The sequence below is a fragment of the Variovorax sp. V118 genome, assembly GCF_041154445.1.
GTDB classification, from domain to species: Bacteria; Pseudomonadota; Gammaproteobacteria; order Burkholderiales; family Burkholderiaceae_C; genus Variovorax; species Variovorax boronicumulans.
In genome coordinates this window covers 3,260,281-3,274,979 of the sequence record NZ_AP028663.1, presented here as the reverse complement: position 1 = coordinate 3,274,979, position 14,699 = coordinate 3,260,281, and the positions used below count along the sequence as shown (strand labels likewise).

The window sequence follows — 14,699 nt, the reverse complement described above, 5'->3', positions numbered from 1 at the left end:
GAGGTCGGTCAACCGCCTACATCGCGAAGCGGTTGAAGGGCGCATGATCGACCGCATGCCGTTTCCGAAGCTGCACCGTTCGCGCGCGATCGCCGTGACGCTGGCCGCCGTGCTGGCGCTCACCGCCTGTTCCACCGGCCTGCTGCGCCCCGAGGGCCCGCCGCTCACGGCGCTGGGCCATGCCGCCGACACGCCCGCCGCGCAATTGCGTTGGCTCGACCGTGTGAGCTGGGGCGCCAACGCCGGCAGCCAGGCCGAACTGGCGCGCGACGGCCTGCCGCGCTGGATGGGCCGCCAGCTGCGTCCCGCGCCGCGCCCGCTGCCCGCGGCGGCGCAGGCACAGGTCGACGCCATGGCCATTTCGCGCACGCCGCTCGATCAGCTGGTCTTCGCGCTCGACGCCCGGCGCAAGGCCGCCGACGCCTTGCCCGACGAAGAAGCGAAGAAGGCCGCACGCACGGCCTACCAGCAGGAACTCAACACCCTCGCGCGCGAGGCGCAGCAGCGCTTCCTGCTGCGCGCGCTGTATTCGCCCAACCAGCTGCAGGAGCAGATGACCTGGTTCTGGATGAACCACTTCAGCGTCAGCATCCGCAAGGACCTGGTGCGCGCGATGGTCGGCGACTACGAAGAGAACGCCATCCGCCCGCGCGCGCTCGGCAAGTTCCGCGACCTGCTGGGCGCGACCGCGCGGCACCCGGCCATGCTGCGCTACCTCGACAACGCGCAGAACGCCGCCAACCGCATCAACGAGAACTACGCGCGCGAGCTCATGGAGCTGCACACGCTGGGCGTGGGCGGCGGCTACACGCAGGCCGACGTGCAGGAGCTGGCGCGCGTGCTGACCGGCGTGGGCGTCAGCGTGCAGCCGCCCGACGCAGCGCCGCCCGCGGTGCGCCCGGCCGTGCGCGCCGACTACGTGCGCCAGGGCCTGTTCGAGTTCCACCCGAACCGGCACGACTACGGCCCGAAGACCTTCCTGGGCCAGCCCATTCAAGCGCGCGGCCTGGGCGAGACCGACGAGGCGCTCGACCGCCTGGCGCGCGCGCCGGCCACCGCGCGCTTCATCTCGCGCAAGCTCGCCGTGTACTTCGTGGCCGACGAGCCGCCGCCCGCGCTGATCGAGCGCATGGCTGTCACCTTCACGCGCAGCGACGGCGACATTGCCGCCACCTTGCAGACGCTGTTCGAATCGCGCGAGTTCGCGGCCTCACTGGGCCGCAAGTTCCGCGACCCCGTGCACTACGTGGTGGCGGGCGTGCGGCTGGCCTACGACGAGCGCGTGGTGCTCAACACCACGCCGATGATCGGCTGGATCAACCGCATGGGCGAGACCCTGTACGCCCACGAGACGCCCGACGGCTACCCGCTCAACGAGGCCGCCTGGGCCAGCGCGGGGCAGATGAACACCCGCTTCGAAATCGCGCGCGCCATCGGCACCGGCGGCGCCGTGCTGTTCCGCACCGACGACAAGGCCCCGCTCGAGAAGCCGCCGTTTCCGCCGCTGGCCGAATCGCGTGCCGTGCATGCGCTGCAACCCGGCCTGAGCGCCGACACGCAGCAGGCGCTCGCGCAGGCGAAGAACCCGCCGGAGTGGAACACCTTCCTGCTCGCATCGCCCGAGCTGATGCGGCGTTGAAAAGAGGGACCGCCATGCAACGCCGACACCTGCTGCAACTCATCGCCGCCACGCCGCTGGCCGGCGCCGCCGCGCGCGTGGTCGCCGCGCCCGCGGCCGAGGGCACCAAGCTGCTCGTCGTGTTCCTGCGCGGCGCCTACGACAGCACCAGCTTGCTGGTGCCCACCGCGAACAGCGACTTCTATTACGCCTCGCGGCCCAACATCGCCATCCCCCGGCCCGGCACGCCCGACGGCGCGTTGCCGCTGGACGGCGGCGACTGGGGCCTGCACCCCGCGCTCGCGCAGAGCGTGCTGCCGCTGTATCAGCGCAAGCAGGCGGCCTTCATCGCCTTCGCCGGCACCGACGACCTCACGCGCAGCCACTTCGAGACCCAGGACGCCATCGAGCTCGGCGTGGCCCCCGACAACGCGCGGCGCGACTACCGCTCGGGCTTTCTCAACCGGCTGGCCGGCGTGCTCGGCGCCGGGCCGCTGGCCGACGTGTCGCCCATCGCCTTCACCGACCAGTTGCCCATCGTGCTGCGCGGCGACGACGCCAAGGCTGCCAACATGGCGCTCGCGGGCGTCGCGCGGCAGGCCCTCGATGCGCGGCAGAGCCAGATCATTGCGTCGATGTACCGCAACACCGCGCTCGCGCAGCCCGTGGCCGAGGGCTTCCAGGTGCGCGACGAGGTGGTGCGCGCCATGCAGGCCGAGATGGACGCCGCCAGCCGCAACGCCATGAGCCCCAAGGGCTTCGAGCAGGTCGCGCGCCGCATGGCGCTGCTGATGCGCGAGCGTTTCGACATCGGCTTTGTCGACGTCGGCGGCTGGGACACCCACGTGGGGCAGGGCGCGGCCAAGGGCTACCTGGCCAACCGCTTCGAAGAACTGGGCCGCGGCGTGGCCGGCTTCGCGCAGGAGATGGGCGAGCCCGCCTGGCGCCAGACCGTGGTGGTCGTCGTCAGCGAGTTCGGCCGCACCTTCCGCGAGAACGGCAACCGCGGCACCGACCACGGGCACGGCACCGTGTACTGGGTGCTCGGCGGCGGCCTGGCCGCACAGGCGGGCGGGCGCGTCGTGGGTGAGCAGCAGCCGCTGACGCAGGCCACGCTGTTCCAGAACCGCGACCACGCGGTGCTCAACGAGTACCGGGCGGTGCTGGGCGGGTTGTTCCAGCGGATGTACGGGCTGTCGACGGCGCAGGTGGCGCGGGTGTTCGGCGGTGCGACGACGAAGGACCTGCGGCTGGTCTAGCGATCCGGTGCATGCCGCCGCATGGCGCTGGCGGCCACGCCACCGAGAATCGGTGCATGCCTCACGCCGTCTCCCTCCTTCGCGCTGCGCGCCTCGCGCGCAGCGCCAAGCCCTTTCTCGCCCGTGGCGGTTTCAAGCGCGAGCGCTGTGCGGGCTGCCGGCTGGTGCCCAGCCATTGCATGTGCGCCGTGCGTCCTCCGGTGGCCACGCGCGCGGGGGTGTGCCTGCTCATGGCCGACATCGAGCCGCTCAAGCCCACCAACACGGGGTGGCTGGTGGCCGATGTGGTGCCCGACACCTTCGCCTTCGGCTGGGCCCGCACCGAGACCGATCCTGCGCTGCTGGCGCTGCTGGACGACCCGCAATGGCAGCCCTACGTGGTGTTCCCGGGGCAGTACGCGGCGCCCGAGCGCGTGGTGCTGGGCGTTCCTGCGTCGCCTGATGCGGCCGGCGGCGGCGTCGCGAAGCGTCCGCTCTTCATCCTGTTCGATGCGACCTGGGCCGAGGCGCGCAAGATGTTTCGCCGCAGCCCCTACCTCGACTCGCTGCCGGTGCTGAGCCTGCAGCCCGAGCAGATCACGCAGTACAAGCTGCGCAACTCCGGCCGCGGCGACCACTTCTGCACCAGCGAGGTGGCGGCGATGTGCATGGACCTGGCCGGCGAGCAGGCCGCGCAGCAGACGCTGGACGCCTACCTGGGCGTGTTCACGCACCACTACCTGTGCGCGAAGAACCAGCAGCCGGTGGCGTGGGACGGCGCCGCGCACCAGCGGCTGCGCGAGGTGGCCGCGCGGCGCGATCAGGTCGCCTGAGACCGTCTGCGCGGGTGGGCCTCAGCGCAGGTCGAACAGCGCCGCCGCGTTGCCCCAGGCGATGCGCTGCGCCACGGCGGGCGGCAGGTCGCCCAGCCAGGTGCGGTAGCCGCGCATGATCTCGTCGTAGGCGCTCCAGCGCTGGTTGACCCAGGTGTCGGAGCCGACCATGAAGCGGTCGGGGTGCTTGAGGATCAGCGCGCGCCATTCGGGGCACAGGCGCCCGTCCTCGCAGGTCAGGCCCGGGCGGTACGAGAGTTCGCCCATCAGCAGCGGGTAGCGCTCCAGCATCGCCTGCACGCGCTCGACCGGCGTGCCGCCGATGCCGGTGTGGGCCCAGATGAGGCGCAGCGCGCGGCCCTTCGACGGCGCGTTCGCCATCAGCAGGTCGACGGCCACGTCGTCCACGTGCGCGAGCACGGCGAGTTTTTTCTCTTCGGCCAGCGCGATCAGTTTCTTCGCGACGGGGCCGTTGGCGTTGGCGCTCTCGTACAGGTGGAACTCGCCGAGCCCGCGGTAGGGGCCGCTGGCGGTGCCGCGCGCCAGTTCGGCCAGCACCATCTCGTGGATGCTTTCGTCGCGGAACCAGTTGTTGTAGTCGTCGCGGTTGCGGTACAGGCGCACGAAAGGCACCACGGTGACGCCGGCGGCGCGGGTCTCGCGCGCGGCGGCCAGGGTCTGCGTGCCGGCATTGGGTCGCGAGTTCGCGATGATGGCCTTCACCTGGTTGCGCTGCATGCGCGCGAGCGCCTCGGTGGGCGGAAAGGGGCCGGCGGTGCCGTCCCAGGCTTCCTGGTTGTAGTGCAGGTGGGTGTCGAACAGCGGGCCGTCGTACGGCGCGGCGGTTTGCCCGTGGGCTTGGGACAGGGCCAGGGCCGCGCAGGCGGCGATGCAGACAATGAAGCGCATGGGGTTCTCGCGGTGAGGGCCGGGGAGCCGGATTACATCACCCCAGATCACCGCATTGGCACAGCCGCGCCCTTGTCGCCGGGCGCGACCTCGAGGCGATCGCGCGGGCCGGCGTCAGCTGCCGGCCGGATGCGTCGTCGCCTTGCGGCTGCCATCCAGCGAGTACAGCTGCGGGCGGTCTTCCACCGCGACCGCCACTGCCTCGGTGCCGTGCTCCGCGGCGCGAGGTTGCCGGTACAGCTCGTTCTCGAGCCGCCGGGCACGTTCCGCGTACATGCGGGCGAGGGCGCTGTGATGCTCTGCGGCAGCCTGGTGTTCGATGCGTGCCATCTGCGCCTCTTCGAGCAGTGCCGAGGCACGTTTCAAATAGGCCGTGTGGGTGGGCCGAAACAAGAAGTCGAACATGGTTTCACACTCCTTTCCGCTGCAACAACGGTGCAATCATTGTGAACGAATGGCCTCAAAACGCCATCGATTCCTGTGGCTGCGACGCATCGAAGAAGCGTTCTGTTTCACTTGAGTCAGACAGAATCGGTGGCGAAGAGAGAGGGTTCGATCACCGATGAGCAATGAGGTTCGTTTTTGTCTGGAATACCGGCTTGCCGAAGGCGGGCCCGCGCATGCCGTGCAGACCGCCTGGATGGTGGATTCGCCGGCCACGCGTGCGCAGATCGAGGAAATGATTGTCAACGCGCGCGCGATGAATGCCGCGCAGGCGAAGTGGTGGGTGGAGGAGCGGCAGGGCGGCGACGCCCCGCGCTGAAACGGCCGGCAGGCCTCAGTCGCGCATGTTCGCGAACTTCACCAGCGTCGCGTACTTGGCCGTGTCCTCGCGCATGATCTGCCCGAGGTCTTCCTTGCCCGTGGCGGGAATGGAACCGCCTTCTTCCAGCCGCCGGCGGATCGCCGGGTCGGCCAGGCCGGCCTGCAGCGCCGCGCGCAGACTCTGCACGACGGGCGCGGGCAGGTCCTTCGGGCCCGCGAGCGCGAACCAGCCGCTCAGCTCATAGCCCTTCAGCTGCGGATGCTCGCCGAGCGCCGGCACCTGCGGCAGGCCGGGAAAGCGCTTGGCCGACGAGACACCCAGCGGCACGATCCGCCCGCCCTGCAGGAAGGGCGCCGCGGCGGTGGGCGACACGATCGCGAAGTCGAGCGTGCCGCCGACCAGGTCGCTCGTGAGCGGCGCGGTGCCGCGGTAGGGAATGTGCGTGAGGAACAGGCCCGCGCGCTGCTTGATCTGCTCGCCCACGAAGTGCAGCGTCGAGCCCACGCCCGAGCTGCCGTAGCTGAACTTGCCGGGGTTGCGCCTGGCCAGGGCGATGAACTCGTCGAGGTTCTTCACGCCCACCTTCGGACTCGCCACCAGCAGCACGGGCGCGAAGGCGAGCAGGCTGACCGGGGTCAGGTCTTTCACCGGGTCGTAGCGCTGTGCGGGGTTCACGAGCACTGTGGCCGCCATCTCGTTGCTGGAGCCGGCCAGCAGCGTGTAGCCGTCGGCCGGGCTGCTCACCGCGCGCTGCGCCGCGACCACGCCCGCCGCGCCGGTCACGTTCTCGACCACCACCGTCGCGCCGAGCTTGGCCGACAGGATGTCCGCCGCCACGCGCGCGGCCATGTCGACCGAGCCGCCCGGCGCGTAGCCGACCAGCAGCTTGATGGGCTTGGCGGGGTAGGTACCCTGCGCGAACGCGGGGGCACAGAGGGCGGCGGCGCTGAGCGCGCTCAGTGCCACGCGGCGCGAAACGGAAGAAGAGGCAAGACGGGTCATCGCGGTTCCAGTACGAAAGAGTGGGAAAGGAGGAGGCCCGCTCAGGCCTGCGCGGCGAGGAAGCGGCGTACCAGCTGCACCCAGTAGCTGGCCGCGATCGGCAGGATCGCGTCGTTGAAGTCGTAGCCGGGGTTGTGGACCATGCAGCCGCCGGTGCGGTGGTGCTCGCCTTCGCCGTTGCCCACGATCAGGTAGCTGCCGGGGCAGCGCTCGAGCATGAAGGAGAAGTCTTCGCTGCCCGTGAGCGGCGCCAGCGGCGGCAGCAGGCCGTCGTCGCCCAGCCAGTCGTGCGCGACCTGCCGTGCGAAGCGCGTGGATTCCTCGTCGTTGACGAGTGCAGGGTAGCGCCAGTGGTAGTCCACCTCGGCCTTCACGCCGAGCGTGGCGGCCTGCGCCTGCGCCAGTTCGGTGATGCGCTCGCGCAGCATGGCGCGGATCTCGGGGCGGTAGGCGCGCACCGTGAGGCGCATCTGCACGCTGTCGGCAATCACGTTGGGGGCGTCGCCGCCGTGGATCGCGCCCACCGACACCACCGCCATCTCGCGCGGGTCGACGTTGCGCGACACGATGGTCTGCAGCGCCACGACGATGTGCGCCGCCGCCACCACCGGGTCTGCCGACAGGTGCGGCGCCGAGCCGTGTCCGCCGCGCCCCGTCACCGTGATCGTGACCGAGTCGGACGAGGCCATGAACGAGCCTTCCTTGAAGCCGAACTTGCCCGCCGGAAAGCCGGGCATGTTGTGCAGCGCGAAGATGGCGTCGCAGGGAAAGCGCTCGAACAGGCCTTCTTCCACCATGCGGCGCCCGCCGCCCAGGCCTTCCTCGGCCGGCTGGAAGATCAGGTGCAGCGTGCCGTCGAAGCCGCGCTCCTGCGCGATGACGCGCGCGGCGGCCAGCAGGATGCTGGTGTGGCCGTCGTGGCCGCAAGCGTGCATCTTGCCGGGCACCTGGCTGGCGTAGGGCAGGCCGGTGGCTTCCTGGATCGGCAGCGCGTCCATGTCGGCGCGCAGGCCCAGGCGGCGTGTGCCCGTGCCGCATGTCAGCGTGGCGACCACGCCGGTGCCGGCCAAGCCGCGGTGCACCTCGTAGCCCCACTCGGCCAGGCGCGTGGCCACCAGCTCGCTCGTGACATGTTCTTCGTAGGCCAGCTCGGGGTGCGCGTGGATCCGGTGGCGCAGACCGACCATCTCGGGCGCGATCTCGCGCACGGCGGGCAGCACGCTCTCGAGGGCGGCGGCGTTGTCGACGGTGTAGGTCGTCATGGGGGAATCTGTCTCCTTGCTGTCTTGCGGCGAGTCTAGGAATTCGCTGCCCGCCGGGGCAGACAGGCGCCGCCATGCAGGGGCGGGCGCAGCCTGTCGCTGCGGACGGCTGCGGATAATCGGCCGCCATGAAGCTGCACCAGCTCCGCTATCTCGCCGCCGTCGCCTCCGAAGGCAGCATCCGCGCCGCCGCGCGGGCACTGGGCGTCACCCAGGCCACGGTCACGCAGGGCCTGCGCGAACTCGAGGCGCATGCGCAGGTGGCGCTGTTCACGCGCCACGGCGGCGGCATCGCCTTCACGCCGGCCGGGCTGGAGCTGCTGGAGCATGCGCAGCGCGTGCTGGCCCAGTTGCGCCAGGCCGAAGACACGCTCTCACGCCACCGCGACACCGGTGCGCAGCAGCGCCTGACCGTGGCCATCACGCCCTGGATCACGCAGACCCTGCTGCCGCGCGTGGTGTCGCTGTTTCGCGAAGAGCTGCCGCACGTGCAGCTCGAGATGTTTGACGGCCTGTCGGCGCTCAGCTACCCGCGGCTGCGCGAAGGCAGCCTCGACCTGCTGATCGGCCGCATCGGCCCCGACGAGGCCATGCAGGGGCTGCAGGCGCAGCCGCTGTTCCGCTACGACATGACGGTGGTGGCGCGCCGCGGCCACCCGCGGGCCGGTGCGCAGTCGATGGCCGAGCTGCTGCAGGACGACTGGGTGCTCAACTTCACGCCGGGCGAGGGCGCGAGCTTTCTGGACAACCTGTTCCGCCAGCACGGCCTGGCCGCGCCCGTGCAGCGCATCCAGCTGGCGCATTCGCCGTCGATGATGCTGGGCCTCGTGCGCAAGACCGACATGCTCACCTTCTGCCCCTGGCCGCTGGTGGAAACCGAGAGCCTGCGCCATGCGCTCGTGACCTTGCAACTGCGCGAGCGCTTCCACAGCAACGTCGTGGGCATCGTGCGCCGCGCGCAGGAGGCGCCGTCGCACGCGGCGGCGCGTTTCATCGCGCACTTCCTGGCGCAGCTGCCGGCGTGGCAGGTCTCGGACGATCCGGAGCTGCGGCGGGTGCTGCACTCGGTGGATTTCATCGAGGCGATGCCGGGCGCTCCGTTGCCTCACCCGTGATAGTCGCTCCACGACATGCGCACCATGCCCGGCGGCGTGGGCGCGCCGGCTGAGGCCAGCGTCACCGGCGGGTCGTCGTCCACGCGGCTCCTGGCGCGCGAGTCCCAGTCGTCGAGAAAGACCTGCTGGTAGTACTGCGCCACTTCTTCGTTGTGGATGATCAGCCCGGCGTCGCGGTTGCGCAGCACGCCGTCGCCCGACCAGTTGGTGCTGCTCACCAGCACCGCCTGGCCGTCCACGATGATGCCCTTGTTGTGGATGCTGCCCTGGACGCGGAACACGTCCTGGTTGCAACCTGCCTCGACCAGCTTGCGGATGTTGTCGGCCGCGCTGGTGCTGCCCAGGATGATGCGCAGGTCGAGGTCCGGCTCGGTGCTGCGCTGCGCCAGCTTGCGCAGCAGCGCGCGAAAGTCCGCGTCCTTGTCCGCATCGCTCCAGGTGATGTAGGCGAACTGCAGGTACAGCGAGGTCTGCGCGCTGTCGATGAGCGCGTTGATGTGCGGCAGGTAGTTGTCCGGCGTGAGCACGGGCTGCACTTTCACCGTGGTCTTCACCGCCGGCAGCCGCGCGGGTTCGACCGGCACCACCGGCCCCGCGAAGGCCACGGCCTGTTCCAGCAGGTGGTCGAGCGGCACGAACACGTCGGGCAGCGTGAGCTTGGGCGCCACGTCCAGCGCCGCGTCGGCGGCGCCGTCGGCTTCTTCCTTCTCGGAGGCCTTGAGGTCGTGCAGGATGTACTTCTCGAACACCTTCGAGAGCACGGCGTCGTTGCAGATCACGTGCCACTCGCGGTTGCCCTTGCTGAACATGCCCTTGGCCTGCGCGGGCGTGGCCACGGGGTCGATGTCGGGCTGGCTGCGCTTGCTCCAGTTGCCGCTCGACAGCCAGAAGGCCTTGCCGTCGCGCACCGCCACTTTCTCGTGGTACGCGCTGGCGAAGCGGCGGCCCTTGCCGCACTGCACAAGCCAGGCCCTGAAGTCGGCCTCCTGCTGCAGCTTGCGCAGCTTCTTGCGGATGACCTGCTCTTCCTTCGTCATGCCGTCGTCCCAGCTCAGCGCCGCCGCGATGCCGCCATTGCGCACGAGGTCGATGAAAACCTGGGCGACGTGGTCGGCGTTGAAGTCGTACATCGCCACCGACAGCGAGCGCGTGGTGCCTTCGAGAAAGGGCCGCAGCACCGGCCACCCCGCGTCGGGGCCGACGTGGCACAGGAAGGGCTGCTTCACGTTGTAGACCTTGTCGATGGGCTGGCCTGCAGGCGGCTTGTAGACGAGGCCGACGGCGGCTTCGGCGAGCGCGTTCACCGTGTCCTCGAAGTCCGCGCTGACGGCCAGCTGCCGCGCGGGGTCGGCCTGCATCACGCAGACGCGGTAGGGGCCGAGCTGCCGCGGCGCACGCTCGGCCACGGGCACCTCCGACAACGGGCGCTTGCGGTCGACCAGCACGATCACGGCGGGCTCGCGCAGGAAGCGGCCATCGACCAGCGGAAAGCCCGGCTCCGCCGCCACGTAGCCGGGCAGGGCGGCCAGCTGCGCCTGGTGGGTGGCGATCACCGACCGGACCGCCGCGCGCGCGGCATCGTCGAGCACTTTCATGGAAGCTCCTTGGGCTGGGTTGTGATGCACGCGTGTGCGGGCGCTTGCCGGCATGGCATGCGCGAAGGAAGCGACCCGGGTGGGCCGCGTGTCAGGAGATGTTGGGCAGCCGGCGCGACAGCTCGACCGACTCGACGGCCGGGTCGGCCTCGAGCTGCTGGAGCTTGTCGAGCGGAATCTCGGCCGAGAACAGGCCCGGCGAGATGTCGGCGCGCGCGGCGATGTAGTCCGGTCGCTCGGCGCCCTCGCACAGCTTGACCAGCACGACGACGCGCTCGCCCGACACCGGCGCGGGGGCGGCCGAAAAGTCGAGCTTCTTGAGCGAACGCAAATCGATGGGCATGAGAGGGCAGGTGGGGGCCAGAACACAGATTACACCCCCCACTCGGGTTCGGCACAACCGCACCGGGCGTGGGGGTCATGGCTGGATCGTCAGATCGCGCCGCTGCCGGCCCGGCCGTCGCCGCGTTGCGGGTCCCAGCCGGCCGGACCGGCGCCGGGCTTGACGCCCGCCTTCAGCTTGGCGCGGATGTCGGCGATGGTCAGCTTCTTGCCCGCTTTGTGGGCCTTGGCCAGCATCAGCGCGACCAGTCCGGTCACCGCCGGTGCCGCCATGCTGGTGCCCGACTTCTTCACCATGCCGTCCTTCGTGCGCGACTGCGCGGCCTTCACCTGCACGCCGGGGGCGCTGACCTCGGGCTTGGGCCGGCCGTCGCGCGTCGGGCCCGCGCTCGAGAAGCTGGCGGCGGGCTCGCCTGTCTTGCGGGCGTCGTACGCGCCGACCACGATCGACAGTTTTCCTGTCGACAGCGAGCCCAGCAGGTGCGACTTCACCGGCTGGCCGAAGTACGACTGGCCGCTGTCCAGGCGCTCGAGCCAGGCGTGGAACGGCACGTCGTCGGCGGCCAGGGCGTGCAGCCGCACCTTGAATTCGCCGTCGGGCCAGTTGGGCGCCAGCCAGATGCCGATCACGTTGTCCTTGTTGTTCGGGTCGGTGATGCGGCTGCTGAGGAATGCGGCGATCTCGCCGTTGCCTGCACCGAGCGGAAAGTTTTCGCCCGGCGCCACGCTCGCGAGCACCTGGCCGTCGGGGCCCAGCAGTTCGGCGCGCAGGCGCTGGCTGCCGCCGTACCAGAGCTCGAACTCGCCGCCCTTGCCGTTGACCAGGGTCCACGACACGTCCAGGTGCCCGTTGCCGGTCACCGTGCCCGCCGTGTGCGTGTTGTCTTCCTGCGAATTGCCGGCCGCCAGCACGATCGCGCGGTTGGGCTTTTGCGACACGAGCGCGTCGAAACCCTGCTCGACCAGCGAGGTGCCGTCGTGCGGGCCGCCGTTGGTGCCCAGGCTCAGGTTGACGACGCAGGGCCTGTCGCCCGCGCGGTCGAAGATGAACTTCACCGCCTCGAGCATCTGCACCGAATCGCCGAAGGAGCTGAACACGGCGTTGTGGCCGGTCCAGGCGATGTCGCGGGCCGACATCTCGACGAAGATCAGGTCGGCCTTCGGCGCCACGCCGGGTTGCAGCGACCCCCGGCCGTTGCCGCCGGCAATGTCCATCACATGCGTGCCGTGCGAACCCGGGCTGCCCGGCATGCCCGCGCCGGGGTCGTAGCCCAGCGCCTTGTACGGATCGGCCTTCTTCAGCGCCTTGTCGATGTCCGCCGCCTCGAAGAGCCGGCCGTAGCCGTAGGGGCTGTTCGCCTTGGCCGGCGCGCCTTGCTGCCACAGCGCCAGCAGGCGCGTCTTGCCGTTGGCCTTCAGGAAGTTCTGGTGCGCGAAGTCGCCGCCCGAATCGACCACGCCGATCACCACGCCGGCGCCGCCCGCCGTGCCGGCGAGCGCGGGGTTGTCGGCCTGCACGCCCATCGAGGCGATGGTGTTGTTCAGCGCCGGCAGCACGGGCTGCGAGGCCTTCATGCTGAGCACGGCCGGATGCTGGCGGATGGCCTCGGCCTTGCCCAGCGGAATGCGGCCCGTGACGAGCACCGTGCCGTCGTCGGCGGTGCCGATGTCGGAACCCGCATCGACGTCCGGAATGTCGGCCCACTCGGCATGGCTGGTCACGCGCGCCACCACCGGCACCGAGTCGCCATCGGCGGACGAGATGGGCATGCTCTGCTTGCCCGCGCGGCGGTTCATCACCGCCAGTTGCAGGCGCGGGTCCATCGAGGTTTCCACGTCCATCGGCAGGCGCTGCAGCTGTGCGAGCCCGAAGGTCGACACCGGCGAAAGCCGCGTGCACAGCGCATCGGCGGTGCCGGCGAGCGCGGCGGTGAGGGCGGGGGAGGCTTCGCCCGGCAGGTGGCCCGCGGCGGGTGCATCGGCGTGGGCCGACTGCGCCACCATCGCGGCGGCCATCTCGGGCGGGAGGTCGACCCAGCTGTTGAGCAGCTTGATCTGCCCCGTCACGTGGAGCCGCACGCTGCCGGACGACAGCGCCGGCGTCAGCACCCCGTGCGGCATCCTGGGGACTTTCGTATCAGCGGGCGTTTGCTTCTTCGCGGCGACGCGCTTCTTGGCTGGGGCCATCGGTCGGATCTCCTTGCGCAGGGGCACGGGTGGGTACCGCGAGGTGTAGCAGATTGCCGTGTCATCTGTCACCCCGGCTTGGGCAAGGAGGCGGTCAGAATCGCCGCATGAAAGTGGTGTTCAAGCTTCTGTTCGCGTACCTGGTGGCGAGCCTGCTGTCGACGGGCCTTGCGCTGGTTCTCTTTCCGCTGCACGCGCATGTGCCTGCGGTGGTGGTGCTGCTTGCGTTTCCGTTGGTGCCGTGGACCTTGCTTGCCAACGTCGTGCCCCAGGGCTTCAGGGCCCGGGAGGTGGGGCCGCTGTTGGTGTTCGTGCTGGCGTTCGGCGGCGTGGCCTGGCTGATGTTGCGAGCGTCATCGAAGGCCGAGCAGCGATAGCAACGCCGGGCTCACTTCGTCCCGATCTCGAAGACATCGCCGTTCGTCGGCGTCGCGTTCTCGTGGTAGATGTCGTAGAGGTATTGCGCGAGGTCGGCCGGCGCCACGTCCGGCGGAATCGCGAGCTGGGCGAGGCCCAGTTTTCCGTCGGCACCGACCCAGTGGCTGCGCCAGCGGGCATCGGTCATTTCGACGCGCAGGGTGCGACCGAACACATTGAAGAGGTGGCGCATCGTCTGGGCTCCGGGCATGCACGAAAAGAGGTGAGGGGACAGCGACTGTAGCGCCCTCGTCGTATGCACAATGGGCCGAGTCGCCCGTCACATCCACTCCAGAGTCCGCATGGCAGACCTCAACGTACGCAAGACCTACGAAGCGGCCGTGGCCGAGCTGGGGCCTGCCGCTGCGCGGATGCTGGCCGATGGTGTGAGTGAAGAACAGGTGGCGCGCTGGATCTTCGCGCAGCGGGACGATCTGAAGCTGCACTACCGCGCGCTGACGCCCTCGCACGAGCTGCAGGCCCTCGAAGCCAGGTCGCACAGCCGCTACGGCAACACGCTGGGCCCGTCGATCGAGCAACTGCGCAACGCGGGCAAGTCGTGGCGGGACATCATCGATTCGGCGGCGCGGCCGGGGACTCACTACCGCCAGGGCGATTGATCGCTACTCGGCGCTGCGCCAGCGGCCCGAGCTCGCGCAGACCTCGGCCGGTTCGCCGTTCACCCAAACCTGTTCTTCGCCGAGCCGCGACGCGGTGACCGGATCGACATTGAAGCCGACGCCGAGCAGGCGCGCCACCTGCGCGTCTTCGATCGACAGCTCCCAGGTCAGGAACAGCTGCGTGCGATCGAGCGAAGACGGGAAGTCGGCCGCGTCGAAACCGTGGTCGCTGCCGCGCGGCACGACGGCGTGGGGCTGGCCGGTGTCGAACAGCAGGGCCGTGCCCCGGGTGAGCGGAATGCGGTGGTCGGTGACGGGAAAGTGCACGTCCAGGCCCTTGTCTTCGCTGAGGAACAGGTTGCAGAAGGCCGCACCGCCGTACTGCGCGCCATCGTGGTGGTAGCGGGCGCCGCGGCAGGCCATCAGGGCGACGTCGCTGGCGGGCAGCAAAGATGCGGGCAGGCCCAGCGTGCCGAGCCAGCCGGACATCGCCTGCACGCACTGCGCGTAGTCGGGCCAGCGCGTGCGCGCGCGGGCCAGCGGCATCGGTTCGACATCGCCGGGTTCGAGCAGCACGTTCGTGGCGATCTCCCGCTGCCAGTCGGCCACGAGGCGCGCCGGGGGCTCGGGCACGTCGAGCAGGGCCGCATGCACGATGCCGCTCACGCTGCGGCTGCGCAGCGTGTCGCCGTGCCAGAAATAGGAGGTCAGCAGGTCGTGCATGCGGGGGCTTTCAAGGCACGGAGGGTACACGCGCCGCGGCGCCGGGCACCGGGGAGCGACGGCCGATGCGGC

16 protein-coding genes are annotated in these 14,699 nt (G+C 70.3%); 7 read left to right on the top strand and 9 right to left on the bottom strand.

What is annotated here, in order from left to right:
• The first annotated feature begins 43 nt into the window (after positions 1-43).
• Genes ACAM52_RS15220 through ACAM52_RS15210 form a run of 3 tightly spaced genes read left to right on the top strand, consistent with a single transcriptional unit; the run spans position 44 to position 3,689 of the window.
• Positions 44-1,639, top strand: coding sequence for a DUF1800 domain-containing protein (locus ACAM52_RS15220; protein WP_369647515.1), 1,596 nt, complete (start codon positions 44-46; stop codon positions 1,637-1,639).
• 14 nt (positions 1,640-1,653) lie between these two features.
• Positions 1,654-2,877, top strand: a complete 1,224-nt coding sequence (locus ACAM52_RS15215; RefSeq protein ID WP_369647514.1) for a DUF1501 domain-containing protein — start codon at positions 1,654-1,656, stop codon at positions 2,875-2,877.
• Between the two features lie 56 nt (positions 2,878-2,933).
• A complete protein-coding gene (locus ACAM52_RS15210; RefSeq protein ID WP_369647513.1) occupies positions 2,934-3,689 on the top strand; it encodes a tRNA-uridine aminocarboxypropyltransferase in 756 nt (251 codons plus the stop codon).
• A gap of 21 nt (positions 3,690-3,710) precedes the next feature.
• Here ACAM52_RS15210 and ACAM52_RS15205 read toward each other — a convergent pair whose 3' ends face one another.
• Together ACAM52_RS15205 and ACAM52_RS15200 are read right to left on the bottom strand one after the other, a co-directional pair.
• Positions 3,711-4,598, bottom strand: a complete 888-nt coding sequence (locus ACAM52_RS15205) for an amidohydrolase family protein (RefSeq protein WP_369647512.1) — start codon at positions 4,596-4,598, stop codon at positions 3,711-3,713.
• Between the two features lie 114 nt (positions 4,599-4,712).
• Positions 4,713-5,003 carry a hypothetical protein gene (locus ACAM52_RS15200; RefSeq protein ID WP_062474377.1) on the bottom strand — a complete coding sequence of 97 codons (291 nt, stop codon included), beginning with the start codon at positions 5,001-5,003 and terminating at the stop codon, positions 4,713-4,715.
• A 157-nt stretch (positions 5,004-5,160) separates the two neighbouring features.
• Between ACAM52_RS15200 and ACAM52_RS15195 the strand changes: the two genes are divergently transcribed.
• A complete protein-coding gene (locus ACAM52_RS15195) occupies positions 5,161-5,361 on the top strand; it encodes a hypothetical protein (RefSeq protein WP_062474379.1) in 201 nt (66 codons plus the stop codon).
• 15 nt (positions 5,362-5,376) lie between these two features.
• Here the strand turns inward: ACAM52_RS15195 and ACAM52_RS15190 are convergent, their stop codons facing one another.
• Both ACAM52_RS15190 and ACAM52_RS15185 read right to left on the bottom strand, forming a co-directional pair.
• Entirely contained in the window at positions 5,377-6,366 is a 990-nt protein-coding gene (locus ACAM52_RS15190; protein ID WP_369647511.1) for a Bug family tripartite tricarboxylate transporter substrate binding protein, read from the bottom strand.
• 41 nt (positions 6,367-6,407) lie between these two features.
• On the bottom strand, positions 6,408-7,628 hold the full coding sequence (locus ACAM52_RS15185) for a M20 aminoacylase family protein (RefSeq protein WP_369647510.1): 1,221 nt from the start codon (positions 7,626-7,628) through the stop codon (positions 6,408-6,410).
• 128 nt (positions 7,629-7,756) lie between these two features.
• Between ACAM52_RS15185 and ACAM52_RS15180 the strand changes: the two genes are divergently transcribed.
• On the top strand, positions 7,757-8,743 hold the full coding sequence (locus tag ACAM52_RS15180; RefSeq protein WP_369647509.1) for a LysR family transcriptional regulator: 987 nt from the start codon (positions 7,757-7,759) through the stop codon (positions 8,741-8,743).
• Here the strand turns inward: ACAM52_RS15180 and ACAM52_RS15175 are convergent.
• The 3 genes from ACAM52_RS15175 to ACAM52_RS15165 form a co-directional block, all read right to left on the bottom strand.
• On the bottom strand, positions 8,734-10,338 hold the full coding sequence (locus tag ACAM52_RS15175; protein ID WP_369647508.1) for a phospholipase D-like domain-containing protein: 1,605 nt from the start codon (positions 10,336-10,338) through the stop codon (positions 8,734-8,736). The genes ACAM52_RS15180 and ACAM52_RS15175 overlap by 10 nt on opposite strands.
• Before the next feature lie 91 nt (positions 10,339-10,429).
• The gene (locus tag ACAM52_RS15170; RefSeq protein WP_070095020.1) at positions 10,430-10,681 is read right to left on the bottom strand and encodes a hypothetical protein; all 252 of its coding nucleotides are present in this window, start codon (positions 10,679-10,681) and stop codon (positions 10,430-10,432) included.
• Between the two features lie 89 nt (positions 10,682-10,770).
• The gene (locus tag ACAM52_RS15165) at positions 10,771-12,867 is read right to left on the bottom strand and encodes a S8 family serine peptidase (RefSeq protein ID WP_369647507.1); all 2,097 of its coding nucleotides are present in this window, start codon (positions 12,865-12,867) and stop codon (positions 10,771-10,773) included.
• A gap of 107 nt (positions 12,868-12,974) precedes the next feature.
• On the opposite strand from ACAM52_RS15165, the gene ACAM52_RS15160 reads away from it, so the two are divergent.
• On the top strand, positions 12,975-13,244 hold the full coding sequence (locus ACAM52_RS15160; protein WP_307636941.1) for a hypothetical protein: 270 nt from the start codon (positions 12,975-12,977) through the stop codon (positions 13,242-13,244).
• 11 nt (positions 13,245-13,255) lie between these two features.
• Here ACAM52_RS15160 and ACAM52_RS15155 read toward each other — a convergent pair whose 3' ends face one another.
• Positions 13,256-13,477 carry a hypothetical protein gene (locus ACAM52_RS15155; RefSeq protein WP_139703893.1) on the bottom strand — a complete coding sequence of 74 codons (222 nt, stop codon included), beginning with the start codon at positions 13,475-13,477 and terminating at the stop codon, positions 13,256-13,258.
• A gap of 109 nt (positions 13,478-13,586) precedes the next feature.
• Here ACAM52_RS15155 and ACAM52_RS15150 point away from each other — a divergent pair, with 109 nt between their 5' ends.
• A complete protein-coding gene (locus tag ACAM52_RS15150; RefSeq protein WP_307636942.1) occupies positions 13,587-13,904 on the top strand; it encodes a hemagglutinin in 318 nt (105 codons plus the stop codon).
• A gap of 3 nt (positions 13,905-13,907) precedes the next feature.
• Here the strand turns inward: ACAM52_RS15150 and ACAM52_RS15145 are convergent, their stop codons facing one another.
• Positions 13,908-14,627 (bottom strand): hypothetical protein, encoded by a 720-nt coding sequence (locus tag ACAM52_RS15145; protein ID WP_307636943.1) that lies wholly within the window; start codon positions 14,625-14,627, stop codon positions 13,908-13,910.
• Positions 14,628-14,699: the final 72 nt, after the last annotated feature.

What these genes read in the sequence shown, in the direction of transcription:
- ACAM52_RS15195 (WP_062474379.1), top strand. Translation starts at nt 5,161, where the DNA reads ATGAGCAATGAGGTTCGTTTTTGTCTGGAATACCGGCTTGCCGAAGGC.
- ACAM52_RS15210 (WP_369647513.1), top strand. Translation starts at nt 2,934, where the DNA reads ATGCCTCACGCCGTCTCCCTCCTTCGCGCTGCGCGCCTCGCGCGCAGC.
- ACAM52_RS15180 (WP_369647509.1), top strand. Translation starts at nt 7,757, where the DNA reads ATGAAGCTGCACCAGCTCCGCTATCTCGCCGCCGTCGCCTCCGAAGGC.
- ACAM52_RS15160 (WP_307636941.1), top strand. Translation starts at nt 12,975, where the DNA reads ATGAAAGTGGTGTTCAAGCTTCTGTTCGCGTACCTGGTGGCGAGCCTG.
- ACAM52_RS15185 (WP_369647510.1), bottom strand. Translation starts at nt 7,628, where the DNA reads ATGACGACCTACACCGTCGACAACGCCGCCGCCCTCGAGAGCGTGCTG.
- ACAM52_RS15170 (WP_070095020.1), bottom strand. Translation starts at nt 10,681, where the DNA reads ATGCCCATCGATTTGCGTTCGCTCAAGAAGCTCGACTTTTCGGCCGCC.
- ACAM52_RS15215 (WP_369647514.1), top strand. Translation starts at nt 1,654, where the DNA reads ATGCAACGCCGACACCTGCTGCAACTCATCGCCGCCACGCCGCTGGCC.
- ACAM52_RS15205 (WP_369647512.1), bottom strand. Translation starts at nt 4,598, where the DNA reads ATGCGCTTCATTGTCTGCATCGCCGCCTGCGCGGCCCTGGCCCTGTCC.
- ACAM52_RS15190 (WP_369647511.1), bottom strand. Translation starts at nt 6,366, where the DNA reads ATGACCCGTCTTGCCTCTTCTTCCGTTTCGCGCCGCGTGGCACTGAGC.
- ACAM52_RS15200 (WP_062474377.1), bottom strand. Translation starts at nt 5,003, where the DNA reads ATGTTCGACTTCTTGTTTCGGCCCACCCACACGGCCTATTTGAAACGT.
- ACAM52_RS15155 (WP_139703893.1), bottom strand. Translation starts at nt 13,477, where the DNA reads ATGCGCCACCTCTTCAATGTGTTCGGTCGCACCCTGCGCGTCGAAATG.
- ACAM52_RS15165 (WP_369647507.1), bottom strand. Translation starts at nt 12,867, where the DNA reads ATGGCCCCAGCCAAGAAGCGCGTCGCCGCGAAGAAGCAAACGCCCGCT.
- ACAM52_RS15145 (WP_307636943.1), bottom strand. Translation starts at nt 14,627, where the DNA reads ATGCACGACCTGCTGACCTCCTATTTCTGGCACGGCGACACGCTGCGC.
- ACAM52_RS15150 (WP_307636942.1), top strand. Translation starts at nt 13,587, where the DNA reads ATGGCAGACCTCAACGTACGCAAGACCTACGAAGCGGCCGTGGCCGAG.
- ACAM52_RS15220 (WP_369647515.1), top strand. Translation starts at nt 44, where the DNA reads ATGATCGACCGCATGCCGTTTCCGAAGCTGCACCGTTCGCGCGCGATC.
- ACAM52_RS15175 (WP_369647508.1), bottom strand. Translation starts at nt 10,338, where the DNA reads ATGAAAGTGCTCGACGATGCCGCGCGCGCGGCGGTCCGGTCGGTGATC.